The organism is Pseudomonas sp. LB3P93 (assembly GCF_054898025.1).
In genome coordinates this window covers 6512147-6529637 of record NZ_CM142713.1, presented here as the reverse complement: position 1 = coordinate 6529637, position 17491 = coordinate 6512147, and the positions used below count along the sequence as shown (strand labels likewise).

At 60.2% G+C, this 17491-nt stretch carries 15 protein-coding genes; 7 read left to right on the top strand and 8 right to left on the bottom strand.

The window, feature by feature from the left end:
- The first annotated feature begins 53 nt into the window (after nt 1-53).
- The 5 genes from ACYZT8_RS29875 (at nt 54) to ACYZT8_RS29855 (ending at nt 5091) form a co-directional block, all read left to right on the top strand.
- Entirely contained in the window at nt 54-389 is a 336-nt protein-coding gene (locus ACYZT8_RS29875) for a YceK/YidQ family lipoprotein (protein ID WP_461978078.1), read from the top strand.
- A gap of 98 nt (nt 390-487) precedes the next feature.
- Nucleotides 488-1390, top strand: coding sequence for a LysR family transcriptional regulator (locus ACYZT8_RS29870; RefSeq protein ID WP_461978076.1), 903 nt, complete (start codon nt 488-490; stop codon nt 1388-1390).
- Between the two features lie 129 nt (nt 1391-1519).
- Nucleotides 1520-2146 carry a glutathione S-transferase family protein gene (locus ACYZT8_RS29865; RefSeq protein ID WP_461978074.1) on the top strand — a complete coding sequence of 209 codons (627 nt, stop codon included), beginning with the start codon at nt 1520-1522 and terminating at the stop codon, nt 2144-2146.
- A gap of 64 nt (nt 2147-2210) precedes the next feature.
- Nucleotides 2211-4241 (top strand): FAD-binding oxidoreductase, encoded by a 2031-nt coding sequence (locus tag ACYZT8_RS29860; RefSeq protein ID WP_461978072.1) that lies wholly within the window; start codon nt 2211-2213, stop codon nt 4239-4241.
- Nucleotides 4242-4713: 472 nt separating this feature from the next.
- Nucleotides 4714-5091: a DUF6124 family protein gene (locus tag ACYZT8_RS29855; RefSeq protein ID WP_461978070.1), complete on the top strand. Its 378-nt coding sequence runs from the start codon at nt 4714-4716 to the stop codon at nt 5089-5091.
- A 103-nt stretch (nt 5092-5194) separates the two neighbouring features.
- Here ACYZT8_RS29855 and ACYZT8_RS29850 read toward each other — a convergent pair whose 3' ends face one another.
- From ACYZT8_RS29850 to ACYZT8_RS29815, 8 genes are read right to left on the bottom strand one after another with little or no spacing between them, the layout of a single operon-like run.
- Nucleotides 5195-6325, bottom strand: coding sequence for a glycosyltransferase family 4 protein (locus tag ACYZT8_RS29850; protein ID WP_461978068.1), 1131 nt, complete (start codon nt 6323-6325; stop codon nt 5195-5197).
- 1 nt (nt 6326) lies between these two features.
- Entirely contained in the window at nt 6327-7457 is a 1131-nt protein-coding gene (locus ACYZT8_RS29845) for a glycosyltransferase family 4 protein (RefSeq protein ID WP_461978066.1), read from the bottom strand.
- Nucleotides 7441-8808, bottom strand: a complete 1368-nt coding sequence (locus tag ACYZT8_RS29840; protein WP_461978064.1) for a glycosyltransferase family 4 protein — start codon at nt 8806-8808, stop codon at nt 7441-7443. The genes ACYZT8_RS29845 and ACYZT8_RS29840 overlap by 17 nt, the downstream gene beginning before the upstream one ends.
- Nucleotides 8805-10055: an ABC transporter ATP-binding protein gene (locus ACYZT8_RS29835; protein ID WP_461978062.1), complete on the bottom strand. Its 1251-nt coding sequence runs from the start codon at nt 10053-10055 to the stop codon at nt 8805-8807. Before ACYZT8_RS29835 ends, ACYZT8_RS29840 begins: the two co-directional genes overlap by 4 nt.
- Entirely contained in the window at nt 10055-10852 is a 798-nt protein-coding gene (locus ACYZT8_RS29830; protein WP_461978060.1) for an ABC transporter permease, read from the bottom strand. Before ACYZT8_RS29830 ends, ACYZT8_RS29835 begins: the two co-directional genes overlap by 1 nt.
- A complete protein-coding gene (locus tag ACYZT8_RS29825; RefSeq protein ID WP_461978058.1) occupies nt 10853-12295 on the bottom strand; it encodes a mannose-1-phosphate guanylyltransferase/mannose-6-phosphate isomerase in 1443 nt (480 codons plus the stop codon). It abuts the gene before it with no gap.
- Between the two features lie 3 nt (nt 12296-12298).
- Nucleotides 12299-13270, bottom strand: a complete 972-nt coding sequence (gmd, locus tag ACYZT8_RS29820) for a GDP-mannose 4,6-dehydratase (RefSeq protein WP_109626923.1) — start codon at nt 13268-13270, stop codon at nt 12299-12301.
- On the bottom strand, nt 13267-14181 hold the full coding sequence (locus tag ACYZT8_RS29815; protein WP_461978055.1) for a GDP-mannose 4,6-dehydratase: 915 nt from the start codon (nt 14179-14181) through the stop codon (nt 13267-13269). Before ACYZT8_RS29815 ends, gmd begins: the two co-directional genes overlap by 4 nt.
- 428 nt (nt 14182-14609) lie before the next feature.
- Here ACYZT8_RS29815 and ACYZT8_RS29810 point away from each other — a divergent pair, with 428 nt between their 5' ends.
- A complete protein-coding gene (locus tag ACYZT8_RS29810; protein WP_461978053.1) occupies nt 14610-16187 on the top strand; it encodes a glycosyltransferase in 1578 nt (525 codons plus the stop codon).
- Nucleotides 16181-17479, top strand: coding sequence for a glycosyltransferase (locus tag ACYZT8_RS29805; protein ID WP_461978051.1), 1299 nt, complete (start codon nt 16181-16183; stop codon nt 17477-17479). Before ACYZT8_RS29810 ends, ACYZT8_RS29805 begins: the two co-directional genes overlap by 7 nt.
- Nucleotides 17480-17491 lie beyond the last annotated feature (12 nt).

Below are 17491 nucleotides of genomic sequence, written 5' to 3'. Positions count from 1 at the left end.
GTCGTTACCGTATAGGCAGGCGAAGTAGTCGAACGATGGGTTGTTGCTAATAGATGGAGCTGTGCATGATAAATACACGTAGCATCTTACTCGTAGCTCTAGGTTTGTTACTTTCGGGGTGCGGTACGATTAATACGGTTTTTCGTTCGGATGAGGTGGCTGGGCACAATCTCAAAGAGAGGGGAACAAATTGTGACTCAATTCCGCGTGTTTACAGTGGGGTTTTTTACGACTTGTGTATTCTGCATGCCCCCCCTGATGTGGGTAAGAAGTTTTCCGTCACGCTTGGTCTTATTCCGGTGGAGATTATAGATTTCATACCGTCTGCAGTTCTTGATACGCTTGTCCTGCCTTATACGATCTATCGTCAAAATATGATGGCAATATAGAAATTCCTAATTAGAGGTGAATCTGGAATAAGCGCCATCCGAAATAATCCGCGATTCCGGATGCCAGGGAATCAACTCCCTCCCACTAGGACTTTGCCATGGACCGATTCCAGGAAATGCAGGTCTTCGCCGCCGTCGCCCAGGACCAAGGCTTCTCTGCGGCAGCCCGGCGTTTGGGGATGTCGGCCGCCAGTGTCACCCGGGCGGTAGCGGCGCTGGAGAAGCGCATTGGCACGCAGTTGCTCACCCGTACCACCCGCAGTGTGCATTTGAGCGAGGCGGGGCAGCGCTTTCTGGAAGATTGTCGGAGGATTCTCGCCGAGGTGCAGGAAGCGGAAGATTCGGCAGCCGGAAGCCACGCCCAGCCCCGTGGGCAACTGACGATCACCGCACCGGTGTTGTTCGGTGAGTTGTTCGTCACGCCGCTCACGGTCGGTTACCTCAATCAGTTTCCTGAAGTCACCATCAATGCGCTGCTCGTCGACCGGGTGGTGAGCATGGTCGAGGAGGGCATCGATGTGGCCGTGCGCATCGGTGAGTTGCCTGACAGCAATCAGCATGCAATCCGGGTAGGCGAGGTGCGGCGGGTGATTTGCGCATCTCCAGCGTTTCTGGCGAGCCGCGGCAAACCTCGGCACCCTAATGATTTGAACGGGGCGCCGATTATCGCCACCTCATCCATTGGCCAACTGAGAACCTGGCCGTTCCTTGAGGCGGGGGAGCCGATCAGCGTTCGTCCGGAACCGCGTCTCGTGGTTACCGCCAACCAGGCGGCTATCACTGCCGCCGCCATGGGGCTGGGCCTGACCCGAGTCCTGTCGTATCAAGTGGCGGGCAAGGTGGCTTCCGGTGAGCTGGAAATCGTTCTGGCTGACTATGAACTGCCGCCATTGCCCATTCATGTGGTTTACCAGGGAGGTCGCAAGGCTCCGGTACGGGTTCGCAGTTTTGTGGACTTTGCGGTGAGGGCGTTGCGTGAGCACCCGGCCCTGCACGGCTGACGGTTTATTGCGCTGTTTGAAATAATGGATTGCGTTTGCTGGTTATTCTGTTGTTTTGGTTGAGAGGGGAAGATAGCTCCCATCGGCGCTGATCTTCCCTGAAGGCGCCACTACCCAGCGGAGTCGACCATGCAAGCCATCAAACTCTACAACTTCCCTCGCTCTGGCCACGCTCACCGTGTGGAGCTGATGCTGTCCCTGCTGCAACTGCCAACCGAGCTGATCTTCGTTGATCTGGCCAAGGGCGCGCACAAGCAAGCTGATTACCTGGCACTCAATCCGTTAGGTCAGGTGCCGGCGATTGATGATTCAGGCGTGGTGCTGGCCGATTCCAACGCGATTCTGGTTTATCTGGCGCAGAAATACGGCAACGGTCGCTGGCTGCCAGCCGATCCGGTCGGTGCGGCCAGGGTTCAGCGCTGGTTGTCGATCGCCGCAGGGCCGATTGCCTTTGGCCCGGCAAGAGCAAGGTTGATCACGGTGTTTGGTGCGTCTTACAACGCTGAAGAGACGATCGCTTACGCCCACACCTGGCTGAAAATGATCGATCAGGAACTGGCCGCAACCCAATACCTCGTCGGCAACGAGCCGACCATTGCCGATGTCTCGGCCTACAGCTACATCGCCCATGCGCCGGAAGGCAACGTGTCGCTGGATGACTACGCCAACATCCGCGCCTGGCTGGCGCGCATCGAAGCCTTGCCAGGGTTTGTCGGCATGCCGCGCACCGTCGCCGGTTTGCAAAAAACTGCCTGAAGCTCACGGCCCGACTCAGTCGGGCCGTTTTGGTTGCGCGATGAGCGCAGGGGGAGAAGCCGTTATGGACCGTTCACCTTGGCACGCAGGCGAGAAACAGTTGCAGGCTCACGTGGGTGTGGCCGAGCGCATGGACACATTAGGTCGTAGGGTGATTCGCGGCGAGATGCCGGATCAGCACCGCCTGTTCTATCAGCAACTGCCGTTCATGCTGTACGGCGCGGTGGATGCTGACGGCAACCCTTGGGCCAGTATTCTGGAAGGGCCGCCGGGTTTTGCTCATTCTCCAGCGCCTGCGCTGTTGCAGTTCGCCAGCCTGCCCGGCAGCGACGACCCTGCGCAATTGCAAGAAGGCGCGGCGATCGGGCTGCTCGGTATTGAGCTGCACACCCGGCGTCGCAACCGTATGAATGGCCGAGTCGGCGCTGTGACGGCGAATGGCTTCGGGGTGACGGTTGAGCAATCTTTCGGCAATTGTCCGCAATACATTCAACTGCGCCAGTTTCGCTCGGTGCCCTTGGCGGATCCGGCGACCCGTGTGGCGCAGCAACTCGATGGGCTGGATGAGGCGGCCCAAGCCATGATCGCCGGCGCCGATACCTTCTTTGTCGCCAGTTATGTGGACGTCGAGGGCCAACGCTCGGTGGACGTTTCCCATCGGGGAGGCCAGGCCGGTTTCGTCCAGGTGGAAGGCAATCGCCTGACCATCCCGGACTTCGCCGGTAACCTGTTCTTCAACACCTTGGGCAACTTGCTGATCAATCCTCGTGCCGGTTTACTGTTCATCGATTTCAATTCGGGCGACCTGCTGCACCTCAGCGGCCGCACGCAAGTCATCCTCGAAGGCCCGCAAGTCGAAGCCTTTCAGGGGGCGGAGCGCTTGTGGACCTTCGACGTGGAGCGCGTGGTGCGCCGGCCTGCGGCACTGGCCTTGCGCTGGCGCTTTGATGGCGTGTCACCCACCAGTTTGATGACTGGCACCTGGGCGCAGGCGAATGCACGCCTGCAAGCCAAGGCCCTGGGCGATCACTGGCGGCCGCTACGGGTGGCGCGCATCGAACGGGAAAGCCACAACATCCGTTCGATCTATCTGGAGCCTGCCGATGACGCCGGGTTGCCGGTGTTTCAGGCCGGGCAGCATTTGCCCCTGCGATTCAACATTGCGGGTGATGTGCATATCCGCACCTACAGCCTGTCGAGCGCGCCGTCCGATGGCTTTTTCCGTATCAGTGTGAAGCGGGACGGGTTGGTGTCTTCGCATTTGCATGAGCAGATCCGGGTCGGCGATGTGCTGGAAGCCCGGGCGCCTCAGGGGCATTTCACTGTGGCAGCCAATGAGCGTCGGCCGCTGGTGCTGCTGGCCGCTGGCGTCGGCATTACGCCGCTGCTGTCTATGGTGCGTGAGGTGGTTTATCAAGGCCTGCGCACGCGGAGCATACGGCCAACCTGGTTTTTCCAGAGTTCGCGAACCTTGGCCGATCAACCGTTTCGTCCGGAGCTGGACCGCTTGCTTCACGGCCTCGGTGACGCGGTGCGCGTGCTGCGGTTGCTCAGTCAGCCGGAGCCCGACGCCCTTGAGGGTGAAGATTTCGACCTGACCGGGCGCATTGACGCCGACCTGCTCAAGACGATTCTTGAAGTGGAAGACTACGACCAAGTGGATTTTGTCCTCTGCGGCCCGGGCGGTTTTACCCAAGGGCTGTATGACACTCTGCGGGATCTGGGCATTCGCGACGCAAGGATTCACGCCGAAACCTTTGGCCCGTCAACGCTGCGGCGCACGCCGGACCCGGACGCCGTGGTCATCCAGCAACCACCGGCCGCCACCGTTTCGGTGCCCGTGGTGTTCCAGCGCTCAGCCAAAGAGGCGCGCTGGCAGCCGGATGGTGGCAGTTTGCTGGAGCTGGCGGAAAGCCGCGGATTGCGCCCGGAATTCAGTTGCCGCGGTGGTTCCTGCGGGACCTGCAAGACTCGCTTGATCAGCGGGGAGGTGAATTATCCACAGCCCCCGGCGGAGGTGCCCGATGCTGGAGAGGTGCTGATTTGTTGCGCGGTACCGGCGCAGGGTTCGCAGCCGTTGGTGCTGGACCTGTGACAAACCCATAAACACTACAAATCCCTGTGGGAGCGAGCTTGCTCGCGATAGCGGTGTGTCAGGCAACTTCAACGTTGAATGTTAAACAGCCATCGCGAGCAAGCTCGCTCCCACATTTGGCCAAGTTTGGCCTGAGAAATTCAGCGAAGGTCCTACGGACATGAGCGTTCCTAGGGACGATTCCGACACGTTCTAGCGGTTGTTGTGTCGGAAGCCGGGGGGATAGGCTTTGGACGTCGCTGCTCATCAGCGACCGGGCGTCGCAGTCCGTTCAGTTCATTTGGTGCATAATCGCCGGCCCAAACCGCAGCGCTTCGGTGCTAGTCGTTTGCTTGATGGTGGCTGTGCGCGGGATACCTTCGGGTATGCCGAGTTTCCGAATGGCTCGGTCTGCGACCCCGCGTACAGCTGCCTCCTTCACATCGCGTCGCAGCGATCAGTGGCAGCCAAACCTTTCATTCGGAGTGTCACCATGTTCAAAGAAACACCAAATCCCCCGGAAACCGACGACGTTTCCCCCTACGAATCCATCGACTCCAAAAAACTCAACGAGGCCGCCGAGCGCGCGTTGGATCACTACCTCAACCCGTCCGCCCTCAAATCCCCCGATACCCGCAAGCCAAGCACGATGTTCATGATCGCACCGGACATCAAAGACGAAGACCTGTTGGCCCACACCTGCGAGTCATTGGCTCAGGCCAGTGTGATGGCGAGTGATTTCGCGGATTATCTGGAAGGACCGCACCGGCACAAGGCGATGGCGATACAGCAGATTGTCATGCTGGCCGAGCTGGCGGTGAATCGGATGCTGGATAACGTCGCCGTACCCAAACCTTCGCCACACAGCTAGTCCCTTGTGGGAGCGAGCTTGCTCGCGATGGCGGCCTGACATTCACATCGATGTCGACTGATACACCGCTATCGCGAGCAAGCTCGCTCCCACAGAACAGCGATCAGGCGTAGGACAGGGATTTTTCTTCCAGCAGTTCTTCGTACAGCGCCGACCACTTGCGGCCCATTTCATCGGCTGTGAATAACTGCCGATAACGCGCCTCAGCCTTCACGCCCATTTGCGCTGCACGCACCGGGTTTTCCCACAACGTTCGCATCGCTTCACGGAATGCCTGTGGATTACTCGGCGGCACCACCAGCCCGGTCTCGTTGTGGATGTTGATGTAGCTGGTGCCAGTGCCGATTTCGCTGGAGATCATCGGTTTGCCGTACATCGCGCCTTCGAGCAGCGAGATGCCGAACGCTTCCGAGCGCAGGTGCGACGGAAACACGACCGCGTAACTCAACTCCAGCAAGGCAACCTTGTCCTCGTCGCCCAAACGCCCCAGGAAGTGCAGATTCTGCAATCCCAATGCCTTGGCCTGTGCATGCAGTTCGGCTTCCAGCGGTCCGGCGCCGACGATCACCACCGGATAATTCAGCCCTTGCATCGCATCGAGCAGAATATGCAGGCCCTTGTAGTAGCGCATGACGCCGACGAACAGGAAGAACCGGTCTCCCACCTTTTTACGCCAGCGTTCGGTACGTGCCGCGTCGGGCTGTGGATAACCTGACTTGTCCAGCCCATAGGTGATGACCCGGGTTTTCTCACGGTAGTCCTGGAGCACATCACTGGTGTGAAAGTAGTTGGGGGAGGCCGCGACGATTCGATCGGCGCTGTCCAGGAAACGACCCATCAATGGACGGTAGAGTTTGAGCAAATGGCGCTGGCGAATGATGTCCGAGTGGTAACTCACCACGCAGGGCTTTTTGGTGGCGCTGAAAAAATGCACCAGGTCCATGAAAGGCCAGGGGAAGTGGTAGTTCACCACGTCGGCCTCAGCCGCCAGCTCACGAAACTGCTTGAAGACGCTGTAGGAAAAACCGGTGGAGGCCAGTTGAAAATCCATCCGGGCCTGATGAACCTGGTGCTGATGGATCTGCAATGCGCCAGGCGCCGGGTTGTTGCTCAAGGTCAGCACCGTGCTGTCGATCGCGTGCCGCGCACCGCTCTCGCACAGCTGAAAAATGACCTGTTCGATGCCACCCATAGAGTCCGGCAGGTAGGTCTTGTAAAAGTGCAGTACGCGCATATCAGTCTCCCATAGCCTGGCGGTAAGCGCGGGCCGTGACCTTCGCGCAACGCTCCCAGGAAAAAAGCTTCGCTTGTTGCAAACCGGCTTCGCGGCACGACTGCCAATGCAGCGGGTCGTCAATGAGCTGGCTCATGGCATCGCGCAAGTTGTCTGGATCGTCCGCTGCTATGTAGTTGCCTGCGGCGCCCGCGACTTCCGGCATGGCCGAATGCCGGGTCAGAATCACCGGGGTGCCGCTGGCCATGGCTTCCAGAACGGGCAGGCCGAACCCTTCGTACAACGAAGGAAAAATCAATGCGCGGGCTCCGGCGAGCAGTTGTGCCAGAGCCTCATCGGGCAGATACCCGAGCAGGCACACATCGCCGGTAGCCAAGGCTGCGCGCAACTCGTCACTGAACTGTTCGCCTTGCCAACCGGCCATGCCGGCGATCAGCAGCGGAAAACGCTGGCGCACGGCTTCGGGCAATCGGGCATGGGCGCGCAGGGCGAGCGTCAGGTTCTTGCGCGGCTCCAGGGTGCCGACGCACAGAAAGTATTCTCGTGCCTCTACGCCGTGGGCCTTGAGCACCGCATCGATGGCTTCAGGTTCCCGTGGGTGGAAACGTGCGGCCACGCCCAGCGGTGCGACAACAAAGCGCTCGGCCGGCAGCGCGAAATGCGCCTGGGCCTCGTCGGCGATGTACTGCGAGTCGGTGAGAATCAGACTTGCCCGCTGCACGCCATCGGCCAACCGTCGCTCGATTTCTCGCAAGCGCGAGGGTGGTTGCGTCTCGGGGTAGTGCAGGTGCGTCAGGTCATGCAAGGTGATGACCGTCGGGCCGTCGAACGACAGCGGCCACAGGCTCGGTTCGTGATAGAGGTCGATGGTCGGCGAGCGACCCTGATCGAAGCGTTTCTGCTCCAGCCAGCGCCGGGCCTGATAAGCCCCGGGAATCTGTCGCAGTAAGGGCGTCAGTCGCGAGTAACCGGGCATGGCGGCTTCCGGCAAGTTCGAACTCCAGCCCCATCCGTGGAACAGCGCCAGTTCGACATCGGGCTCACCCGCAAGGGCGTTCGCCAGTTCGGCAACGTAATGGCCGATACCGGTGCGCGGGGCTTGAAGGATCCGGGCGTTAAGGGCAATTCGCATGTTGCCTCTCTTGCACGGCCGGCGCTTCTATCAGATTGCGCAGGGTTCGTTCGGCCAGTTGCGCACTGGCTTCCTGCCAGCCGATCCACTGCCAGTCCACCACATTGCGAGCGGCCGGGAATTGCCCGGAGCGTTCGAAACCGGTGACCAGGTCGGCCAGGCTTTGCGGCTCGGCCAGGTCAAAGTACGCCATGAACTCGCCGCCGATTTCACGGAAGACCGGGATGTCGCTGCCCATTGCCGGCAAACCGCGCTGCATCGCCTCGACCAAGGGCAGGCCGAAGCCTTCGACCCAGGACGGAAACACCAGCGCGCTGGCGTGGGAATAGGCGTGTTCGAGGCTGGTGTCACTCAGGTCGTTGAACATGAACAACCGTTGGTTCAGTTGCGGGTGATTGCGCACGCGGGCGAGCAGGGCGTCGCATTTCCAGCCGATTCGGCCGGCGATGCACAGCCGGGCTTGCGAGCCCGAGGCCCAGGCGCGTTCAAACGCGTCGAGCAAGTAATCGTGGTTTTTACGCGGCTCGATGGTGCTGACCATCAAAAACACCGGTTCCGGGGTTTTGAACACACGGGTCAAGCGCGGCTCGATGGCGGCGGTGGCTTCGCTCAGGTCCAGTTCGGAGCCGAGGTGAAAATAGTCGAACCACAGCGTATTGGCTTTGGCCGGACCCAGCCGACGCTGCAATTCCTCACGCACCTGATCGCGCACCGTGGCGGATATCGCCACGTAGCCATCGGCAGTTTGGGTGACCCAGTTGAACCACTCATTGAAAATCTGCACCAGCCGCGTGTCGTAGAACTGCGGGTGCGTCAGCGGGATGAGGTCGTAGATCACCGAAACAATGCCCACGCCTTCACGCTTGAGCTGTTCGACCACCGGGAACAGATCGGCATGCCAGGACGAGTCCAGCAGCACCAATTGATCCCCCGGTTGGTGCTGCAACGGCGAGCAACGTTTGGGCAACTGATACTGGTTGATGCCCTCGATCAGGCGCAACGGAATGCTGAAGCAACTGATCGCCGTGACGCGGTAGGCCACGTGCAGCAGGCGCTTGACCACTCGCGAGTTGCTGCGGTTGTGCAAGCGTTGGTGCAGTTGCCAAAAACGATGAGCCAGCCGCCCCAGGCGCCCGCCAAAGGTCATCAAGCCATCGAAAAACGGTATGTTCAACGCGCCGAGTTTCAGCACCCGATAGAGTTTGCCGTTGAGCATCACCACCGGGATGCACTCGACACCATCGACACTGTCCGGCAGCTGATTGATGACGTTACGCACCACCCGCTGAATGCCCGAATTGACCTTGGGGTGCTGGAACACATGGGTGCATTCCACCAGAAGACGCGTCACGGCGTGCGCTCCGAAACAATCGACCCGGAGCGGGAAATGGTGGTTTTCGCCGCCAGCCACGAACAGCCGACGAAGTCTTCCTGCCGGTTGTTGATCACGTGGAACACCAGCCCGTAATCGCGCCATTCGTAGTTGCGATCCAGGTGCGAATCCAGTCGCGACAGGCTCAGGGACACGGAGTAGTTGCCCTTGCCCAGGCCCATGACGAAGGCAAAACGGTACGTGTAGCGTTCTCCGGCGTGCAGATCGGTCAGGGCCTTGTCCTGGCGATGGGTGTTGATGCCATACATCATCTGACCCAGACGGTCCTTGAGGATGAAGCCGAGCACCAATCGCTCGATGTCCTGACGGACTTCGACCTGGACTTCCAACACCACGGGCTGACCGACCTCGGCGGCGTCGATGGAACGTTCATTTTCGTCCAGCAACCGCACACTGAGGATGCTCGCTTCACCGGTACCGGAAACCGTTTGCACTTCTCCGTCCGCGAGCATTTCCTGACGCACGATCTGGCCTTCACGTTCGGCCATCATGGCGTTGTAATAGTCCAGGACCGCTTCGGGTTTGCCGTGCATCGCCATGCGGCCGTCCTTGAGCAGGATGGCTGAATCGCAAATCGCCTGGATGGCCGAGCGATCGTGGGACACGATCAGCAGGGTGGTGCCGGCCTTGCGGAAGCTGCGGATGCGTTCGAAGCTCTTGTGCTGGAAGTAGGCATCGCCCACGGACAGGGCTTCGTCGACGATCAGGATGTCCGGACGCCGTGCGGTGGCCACGCTGAACGCCAGGCGCATCTGCATGCCGCTGGAGTAGGTACGCACCGGGTGGTCGATGGCTTCGCCGATTTCCGCGAAATGTTCGATCTCGGGCATCAGCGCTTCAATTTCATCGACCTGCATGCCCAGCAATTGCCCGGCCATGACTGCATTCTGCCGGCCGGTAAAGTCCGGGTGAAACCCCATGCCCAGTTCCAGCAGCGCCGCTACCCGGCCTTCGAGCTCGATGTTGCCGCACGTAGCCTGGGTGGTGCCGGTGATCATCTTCAGCAAGGTGCTTTTGCCGGCGCCGTTGACCCCGACGATGCCCACCGCTTCACCGGGCGCAATCTCGAACGCGACGTCTTGCAGCACCCAGTGCTGGTGATGGCGCCGGGGCGAAAACGGGATCAGCCACTCGGCCAGTCGGCTCCAGCGGGTCGGGTATTGCTTGTAGGCCTTGCCCAGGCCGGTGACGCGAATATGCCCCATCAGAGTTCATCCACCATTTCGCCGACGCGCTGGCGAAACAGCCGCAGCCCGATCAGACAGAACACCACGCCGGTGACAAAAATCGGCAGCAGCGAACTCCAGACCGGCCATTGGCCGTAAAGAAACATGTTTTGATAGCTGACGATCAGGTTGGTCAGGGGGTTGAGTTGCAGCAGGCGCTGAACCCAGTCCGGGAGGATGCTCATCGGGTACACAATCGGCGTCAGCCAGAACCAGAATTGCAGGCAGATGCCGAAGAGTTGCCCGACATCACGGAAGAAGACATTCAACACGCCGAGGATCATCCCCAACCCGGCACAGAACATCATTTGCAACGCCATCAGCGGTATCAACGCCAGCAACGCCATGCCCGGCCAACGTCCAGTGAACAGCAGGAAAACCAGGAAAAGGCCGATGATGATCGCGAAGTTGATGCCGGCGTTGATCAATACAATGATCGGCAGGCAGACCCGCGGGAAGCTGATTTTCTTCAGCAGGTTGGCGTTTTCCAGAAACATGTTCTGGCTGCGCAGGGTGATTTCCGCAAACAGTCCCCAGGCGAGCAAACCGGCACACAGGTACACGCTGTAGGCCATGTTGTCATCCACACCCGGCAGGCGTGCGCGCATGATCTGCGAAAAAACCACGGTGTAGACGATGATCATCGACAGTGGATTGAGCACGGGCCACAGGGCACCGAACAGCGAATTGCGATAACGCGCCTGAAACTCTCGCTGGACGCTACCGAGGATGAACCCTCGATGGCTGCACAGTGAGCGGTATAGGGAAAGCAGCATTCAAACCGTCCTGCCGTATTGGTCTTCGAAGCGAACGATGTCGTCCTCTCCCAGGTATTCGCCGCTTTGCACTTCAATGATTACCAGGTCGATCACGCCCGGGTTTTCCAGGCGATGCTTGTGACCGGCGGCAATGAAGGTCGATTCGTTCTTGGCCACCAGGTGGGTGCCGCTACCGTTGTTGGTCACCTTGGCCATGCCTTCGACAACCACCCAGTGTTCATTGCGGTGGTGGTGCATCTGCAGTGACAGCTTGGCGCCGGGTTTGACCACGATGCGCTTGATCTTGAAGCGCGGGCCTTCCTCGAGCACGGTGTAAGTGCCCCATGGCCGACTGACCGTACGGTGCAGGCGATAGGCCTCGTGCTTTTTGTCCTTGAGCTGCTTGGCCACCCGGCGCACATCCTGCGCGCGATCGGCATGGGCCACCAGCACCGCGTCGGCGGTGTCGATGATGATCAAGTTATCCACACCCACCGCCGCCACCAGCCGGTCTTCGCTCTGGACAAAGTTGTTGTGGCTGTCGATGAACACCGCGTCACCGCTGGCACGGTTGTTTTGCGCATCCGCCGGCACCAGTGCAGCCACCGCGCTCCAGGAGCCGATGTCGCTCCAGTCGAAACCGGCGGGCACCACGACCACTTTGTCGGAACGTTCCATCAAGGCGTAGTCGATGGAAATGTCAGTGATCTCGGCAAACAACACTGGGGACAGTTCCTGTTGCAGGCACCCGGCCGTTTCCACGGGGGCGCTTTGCGCCATGCAGGTTTGCGTCTGCGCCAGCAGCTCGGGGGCATGAACCTGCAATTCGGCCAGCAGGGTCGCGACCGAGAAGCAGAACATCCCCGAGTTCCACAGGAATTTGCCGCTTTCCAGGTAATGCGTGGCGGTTTGCAGATCCGGTTTTTCAACGAAGCGCTGCACTTTCGTGGCGCCTTTTCCATCCAGCGCCGCGCCGGTTTCGATGTAGCCGAAACCGGTTTCCGGGGCGGTCGGCACCACGCCGAATGTCACCAGGAATCCATCTTTGGCCAGCGCAACGGCGTGTTCGACCGCCGCTTTCAAGGCGTCTTCGTTGAGGATCAAATGGTCGGCGGGCATCACCACCATGATCGCTTCATCGCCGTGCAAGGCTTGCAGCGACAGGGCCGCGGCCGCGATGGCGGGAGCTGTGTTGCGGCCGGTCGGCTCAAGCAGAAAGTGCCCGCGATGGCGACTTAGCTGCGCCTCCTGATAGTGATCCTTGCTCTGGAAGTAGTAGTCGCGGTTGGTCACCGTGACGATATCGCCCCAGCCATCAAGCAGGCCGGCCGCACGCCGATAGGTCTTGCCCAGCAGCGACTGACCGTCGGGCAGGGTCATGAACGGCTTGGGATGGCCCTCGCGGGACACCGGCCACAAGCGAGTACCGGCACCGCCGGAGAGAATCACAGGAATCAGCATGGCCTACTCCTTGGCGACGCGTTTCATGTCCGCATCCATCATCATGCGGATCAAGGTATCCAGGTCGGTTTTTGGCTTCCAGCCCAATACACGCTGGGCTTTGGCCGGGTTGCCGAGCAGCACTTCGACCTCGGCCGGGCGGAAGAACGCCGGGTCGATCTTCACGAAGTCGCGGTAGTTGAGGCCCACGTGGTCGAAGGCGATCCGGCACATCTCGCGCACGGTGGTGGTCACGCCGGTGGCGACCACAAAATCGTCAGGCTTGTCCTGTTGCAGCATCAGCCACATGGCTTCGACGTAGTCGCCGGCAAACCCCCAGTCGCGTTTGGCGTCGATGTTGCCCAGGCTCAGTTCCTGCTGTTTGCCCTGCTTGATGCGGGCGGCAGCGTCGGTCACTTTGCGGGTCACGAACTCAATGCCACGCAGGGGCGATTCGTGGTTGAACAGGATCCCGCTGCTGGCGTGCAGGTTGAAGCTTTCGCGGTAGTTCACGGTGATCCAGTGTCCGTAAAGCTTGGCCACGCCGTATGGGCTGCGCGGATAGAACGGCGTGTTCTCGTCCTGTTGCTCGGCCTGGATCAGGCCAAACATTTCGCTGGTCGACGCCTGATAAAAACGTGTGTGCGGACTGAACTGGCGGATCGCTTCGAGCAGGTGAGTCACGCCCAGCCCGTCGACGATGCCGGTGGTGACCGGTTGATCCCAGGAGGCCGCGACAAAGCTTTGTGCCGCCAGGTTGTAGATTTCATCCGGGGCGGACTTGATCACCGCGCGCTGCACCGAGCAGGCATCGGCCATGTCGCCGTCCAGGTAAACGATGTCGCCCTCGACCCCCATCTCACGCAGGCGCCAGCGCGCATCGCTGCTGCGCCGCGCCACCAGACCGTGGACCTTGTAGCCCTTGTCGAGCAGCAGTTTGGCCAGATACGCGCCGTCCTGACCGGTGATCCCCGTGATCAATGCACTTTTTGTCATTCTTCTTTTACTCGCTTCTCCCAGTCGGACAGGATCGCCCGCAGGGATTGTTGTGTTGTGATTTCAGGCGTCCATCCTGTGGTCTGGGCAAGCTTGGCATGGCTGCCACAAACGCGACGCTGATCCGCGCGGCGAAGACGCGCCGGATCCTGAATCAATTGCATGTCGACCTGGGCGAGGTCCCCCAGTTGTTCGATCAGACTGCGAATGCTCTGCTCGCGCCCCGAGCAAATGTTGTAGACCTGCCCCGGCGTGCCCTTTTCCAGCAGCGCCAGATAGGCCGACACCACATCACCCACATCAAGGAAATCGCGCGTGACGTCGATGTCACCGACTTCCAGTTGTGGGGCCTGCAGGCCTTGTTTGATACGGTTGATTTGCCGCGCGGCGCTGGCGATGACGAAGCTGTCTTTCTGACCGGTGCCGATGTGGTTGAACGGACGCGCCACGAGCACTGGCCAGCCTTCGCTCAGGCCCCATTGCAGGCTCAGGAATTCGGCTGACAGTTTGCTCACGGCATAGGGATTGCGCGGGCAGGGTGGCTGAAGCTCGGTAATCGGCAGGTGTGATTCGATCACCTGCCCGTAGACGTCGCCGGAGCTGACGTACAGGAAGGTGCCTTTGAACCCCCGCGCCTTGAGTGCCTGAAGCAGGTTCAAGGTGCCGAGCAGGTTGATATTCAGCGTGCGTGCCGGATCGCGGAAGGCTTCGGGAACGAAGGTCTGGCCGGCAAGGTGAATGACCGCGTCGGGCATCTCGGGCCAGAGGTCGTCGAGGGTGTCGGGTTCACTGAGATCGTAGCGGGAGGCGACAGGCAGAAGCTCCCATTCCGAGGCATCAGCCTTCAGGCGAGATTGGATGTGTTGTCCTACGAATCCACTGAGACCCGTAACGAACAGACGCTTTTTCAAACAGCGGCCCCTTGGTCATGCATTTCGTCCATCCCCCACAGGCTATATGGAGATGTCTGACAGACCGGGTGGATTCCTTGGTCGAAAGACAGGCGAAACGTTTGTTGTAGTTGTTTGGTAGCCAATCTGTGCCAATTGCGCGGCAATTTCAACAGGTCCCACCGTGACCGGTCAGTTCTCGTTAGCGTAGCCCGATTTATTCTCGCCGGGCGGTTCACGAATCCTCAGCGGATGTGTTTAGAATGCCCCTCGTCACGATTACCCAGGGTTCGGTCGGGTGGTATTTACACCCCGCGAAGCTGACCATTAAAACAAGAACGTAGACGGGCAAGAAGACGATGGACGACGACCGGCAAACGCTGGGTCGATCCGTGGCTTTGCCGTCATAGAGTGAGGCTGCCGGGATGGCGGTTTCATCGTGGGATGCCATGAATTTCATTCTTTACTCGGACGTCAACGACAGCTCCATCAGCCAGAGCCTCGGTCGCCCTGAATACAGTTATTACTTCGTGCTCAAGGCTTATCGCCCGGTGCTCGAAAGCCTCGGGCGAGTGCATGTGGTGTCCTCCACCGCCGAGGTCGATCCTCTCTATCGACAACTGCTGGCCGCCGGCGAAGACAGCCTGTTCCTGTCCTTTACGCCGCCGCAGAAAACCCCGAATGACCTTGAATGCCCGACGATCTGCGTGGTGGCCTGGGAGTTCGACTCTATTCCTGATGAGCAGTGGGACAACGACCCGCGCCAGGACTGGACGCAGATGCTGGCGCGTCAGGGCCGGGTCATCACGCTTTCCAGCCACACGGCCCGGGCGATTCGACGGGCCATGGGTGACGATTTCCCGGTGCTGGTTTTACCCACACCGTTGTGGGAAAACTTCGCCGCCATCCGCAGCAGCCACACCAGCGTCCCGGTCAATGCCGGTTCGACACTGGAGATCAAGGGCTGCATTTTTGATACCCGTACCCTTGGGCTCAGCGCCGACGCATTGATTCCTGTGGTGCCCACGGCTGAAGAAATCGCCGCGCGAGAGGCTGAAGCGGAAGCGGCGAAGCCACCGCCGCTGACCTTGAAACGCCGCTTCGTCATTGCTCGCCATTACCTGCATATGTGGCGCCGGGACATGGGCAAAACGCTGCCCGTCCCGGTGCATCGCACTCACTTTCTGAGCCAGTGGTATTGGGAAGGCGTTCGTGACTTGTTGTCGGACGCCGCTCATGAACGGCTTGCCAAGTATCTGCCGGCCATCGCCGGTCCGCAGACGATGGCACTGCATGAGCCTGAACCGCGCAAATGGCCGGACACCACCGCCCAGGTCGAGACTCAGGTCGACGGCGTGGTTTACGTCACGGTGTTCAACCCCCGAGACGGTCGCAAGAACTGGCATCAATTGATCACCGCATTCTGCTGGGCCTTCCGCGAAACGGATGACGCCACGCTGGTGCTGAAGATTACCCAAAGCGATCTTTCGTCCTACTACGACGAGCTGATGACCTTACTCGCGCAACTCTCACCGTTCGCCTGTCGGGTGGTGGTGATGCACGGTTACCTGGACGATCCGCAATACGCCCGGCTGTACGAAGCGGCCAGTTATTACGTCAACGCGTCGCGTTGCGAGGGTCTGTGCTTGCCGTTGATGGAGTTCATGGCCAGCGGCAAACCGGTGATCGCCCCGGACCACACCGCCATGGAGGATTACATCGATGAGCGTGTGGCGTTTGTGGTCAAGTCCAGCGAAGAGCTGACCATCTGGCCGCAGGACACCCGGATCATCTACCGGACCCTGCGTTATCGACCGGACTGGGGTTCGCTGAAAATCGCTTACGAAAGCAGCTACCGGATGGCCAAGGAGCAACCGCTGGAGTACCAGCGCATGTCTCGTGACGCGGTCGAGCGCATGCACGACTACTGCGCCTTCGCCCCGGTGCAGAAGCGCCTGGCGGATTTTTTCGGGCTGACGCCGCAGGCTTTGCCGGCAGCGGCCGTGACGGATAACGCCTCATGCTGATCATCATTCATTCGGAAACCAACCAGCACACCATTGCCCAGAACCTCGGCCGTTCGGAGTACAGCTATTACTTCGTGCTCAAGGAATACCGGCCGGTGCTCGAACGTCTGGGGCGTGTGGTGGAAGTCAGCGACCCACAGACCGAAGTCGACGCCTTGTACCTCGACGCGCTGTCCCGTGGTGAAGACTGCGTGTTCCTGTCGTTCTCGCCGCCGCATCGCACACCGGTCAACTTCGCGTGTCCGACCTTGCCGGTGTTCGCGTGGGAATTCAGCACCATTCCCAACGAACCCTTTGCCGGAGAGCCGCGCAATGACTGGCGCACGGTTTTGCGCGCCTCAGGTGCGGCGATTACCCATTCCGGCTACACCGTTAACGCCGTGCGCGAGGCGATGGGCGCCGACTATCCGATCGTCGCTGTGCCGGCCCCGGTGTGGGACCGATTCTCGGCGCGTGGCGCGCAGTTGCAACGCCAGCCACTGGCCAGTCAGGTGCGACTGAAGATCAAAGGCCTGGTGGCAGACAGCCGCACGCTCGATTTGCGGGCCTTTGGGCCGGCGCAGTTGCGAGAGGGTGGGGGTATCGATTTTGCGGCACCGCCCCGTGAACACGAGTTGGTGCTCGACGGCGTGATCTACACCTCGGTGTTCAATCCGGGTGACGGGCGCAAGAATTGGGAAGACATGCTCAGTGCCTTCTGTGTAACGTTCCGCGAGGTGGATGACGCAACGCTGGTGCTGAAGCTGACCCACCACGACGCCGAAGAAGCGCTGACTGACATCCTTCACCATTTGTACAAAAACCAGTCTTATCGCTGCCGCATCGTGCTGATTTACGGCTACCTCGCGGATGCAGACTACGAGCAGCTCGTGCAGGCGACCAGTTACGTGGTCAACACCTCCTACGGCGAAGGCCAGTGCCTGCCGCTGATGGAGTTCATGTCCTGCGGCAAACCGGCGGTGGCGCCACGCACTACGGCAATGATCGATTACCTGGATGCCGATAACGCGTTCCTGATCGACTCAACCGATGAGCTGACGGCCTGGCCTCACGACCCGCGCAGGGCGTTCCGAACCCTGCGTTACGTCACGAACTGGGCGTCGTTGTGCCGCGCTTATCAGGCCAGCTATGACGTCGCCAAAAACGACGCCGAGCGTTACGCGCAGATGTCCGCCCACTCGGTGGCCAGCCTCGAAAAATTCTGCAGCCAGGCCACCGCCGAGCAACGATTGAAAGTCTTCTTCGCGCAGCTCCTTGAAACCCGCGTCGCTTTGGAGACCCCTGAAGCATGATCCGCGCAGGGT

Excerpts from the sequence above, each read along its gene's own strand:
- ACYZT8_RS29860 (WP_461978072.1), top strand. The coding sequence starts at position 2,211 with ATGGACCGTTCACCTTGGCACGCAGGCGAGAAACAGTTGCAGGCTCAC.
- ACYZT8_RS29810 (WP_461978053.1), top strand. The coding sequence starts at position 14,610 with ATGAATTTCATTCTTTACTCGGACGTCAACGACAGCTCCATCAGCCAG.
- ACYZT8_RS29845 (WP_461978066.1), bottom strand. The coding sequence starts at position 7,457 with ATGCGAATTGCCCTTAACGCCCGGATCCTTCAAGCCCCGCGCACCGGT.
- ACYZT8_RS29825 (WP_461978058.1), bottom strand. The coding sequence starts at position 12,295 with ATGCTGATTCCTGTGATTCTCTCCGGCGGTGCCGGTACTCGCTTGTGG.
- ACYZT8_RS29830 (WP_461978060.1), bottom strand. The coding sequence starts at position 10,852 with ATGCTGCTTTCCCTATACCGCTCACTGTGCAGCCATCGAGGGTTCATC.
- ACYZT8_RS29850 (WP_461978068.1), bottom strand. The coding sequence starts at position 6,325 with ATGCGCGTACTGCACTTTTACAAGACCTACCTGCCGGACTCTATGGGT.
- ACYZT8_RS29865 (WP_461978074.1), top strand. The coding sequence starts at position 1,520 with ATGCAAGCCATCAAACTCTACAACTTCCCTCGCTCTGGCCACGCTCAC.
- ACYZT8_RS29870 (WP_461978076.1), top strand. The coding sequence starts at position 488 with ATGGACCGATTCCAGGAAATGCAGGTCTTCGCCGCCGTCGCCCAGGAC.
- ACYZT8_RS29805 (WP_461978051.1), top strand. The coding sequence starts at position 16,181 with ATGCTGATCATCATTCATTCGGAAACCAACCAGCACACCATTGCCCAG.
- ACYZT8_RS29855 (WP_461978070.1), top strand. The coding sequence starts at position 4,714 with ATGTTCAAAGAAACACCAAATCCCCCGGAAACCGACGACGTTTCCCCC.
- gmd (WP_109626923.1), bottom strand. The coding sequence starts at position 13,270 with ATGACAAAAAGTGCATTGATCACGGGGATCACCGGTCAGGACGGCGCG.
- ACYZT8_RS29835 (WP_461978062.1), bottom strand. The coding sequence starts at position 10,055 with ATGGGGCATATTCGCGTCACCGGCCTGGGCAAGGCCTACAAGCAATAC.
- ACYZT8_RS29875 (WP_461978078.1), top strand. The coding sequence starts at position 54 with ATGGAGCTGTGCATGATAAATACACGTAGCATCTTACTCGTAGCTCTA.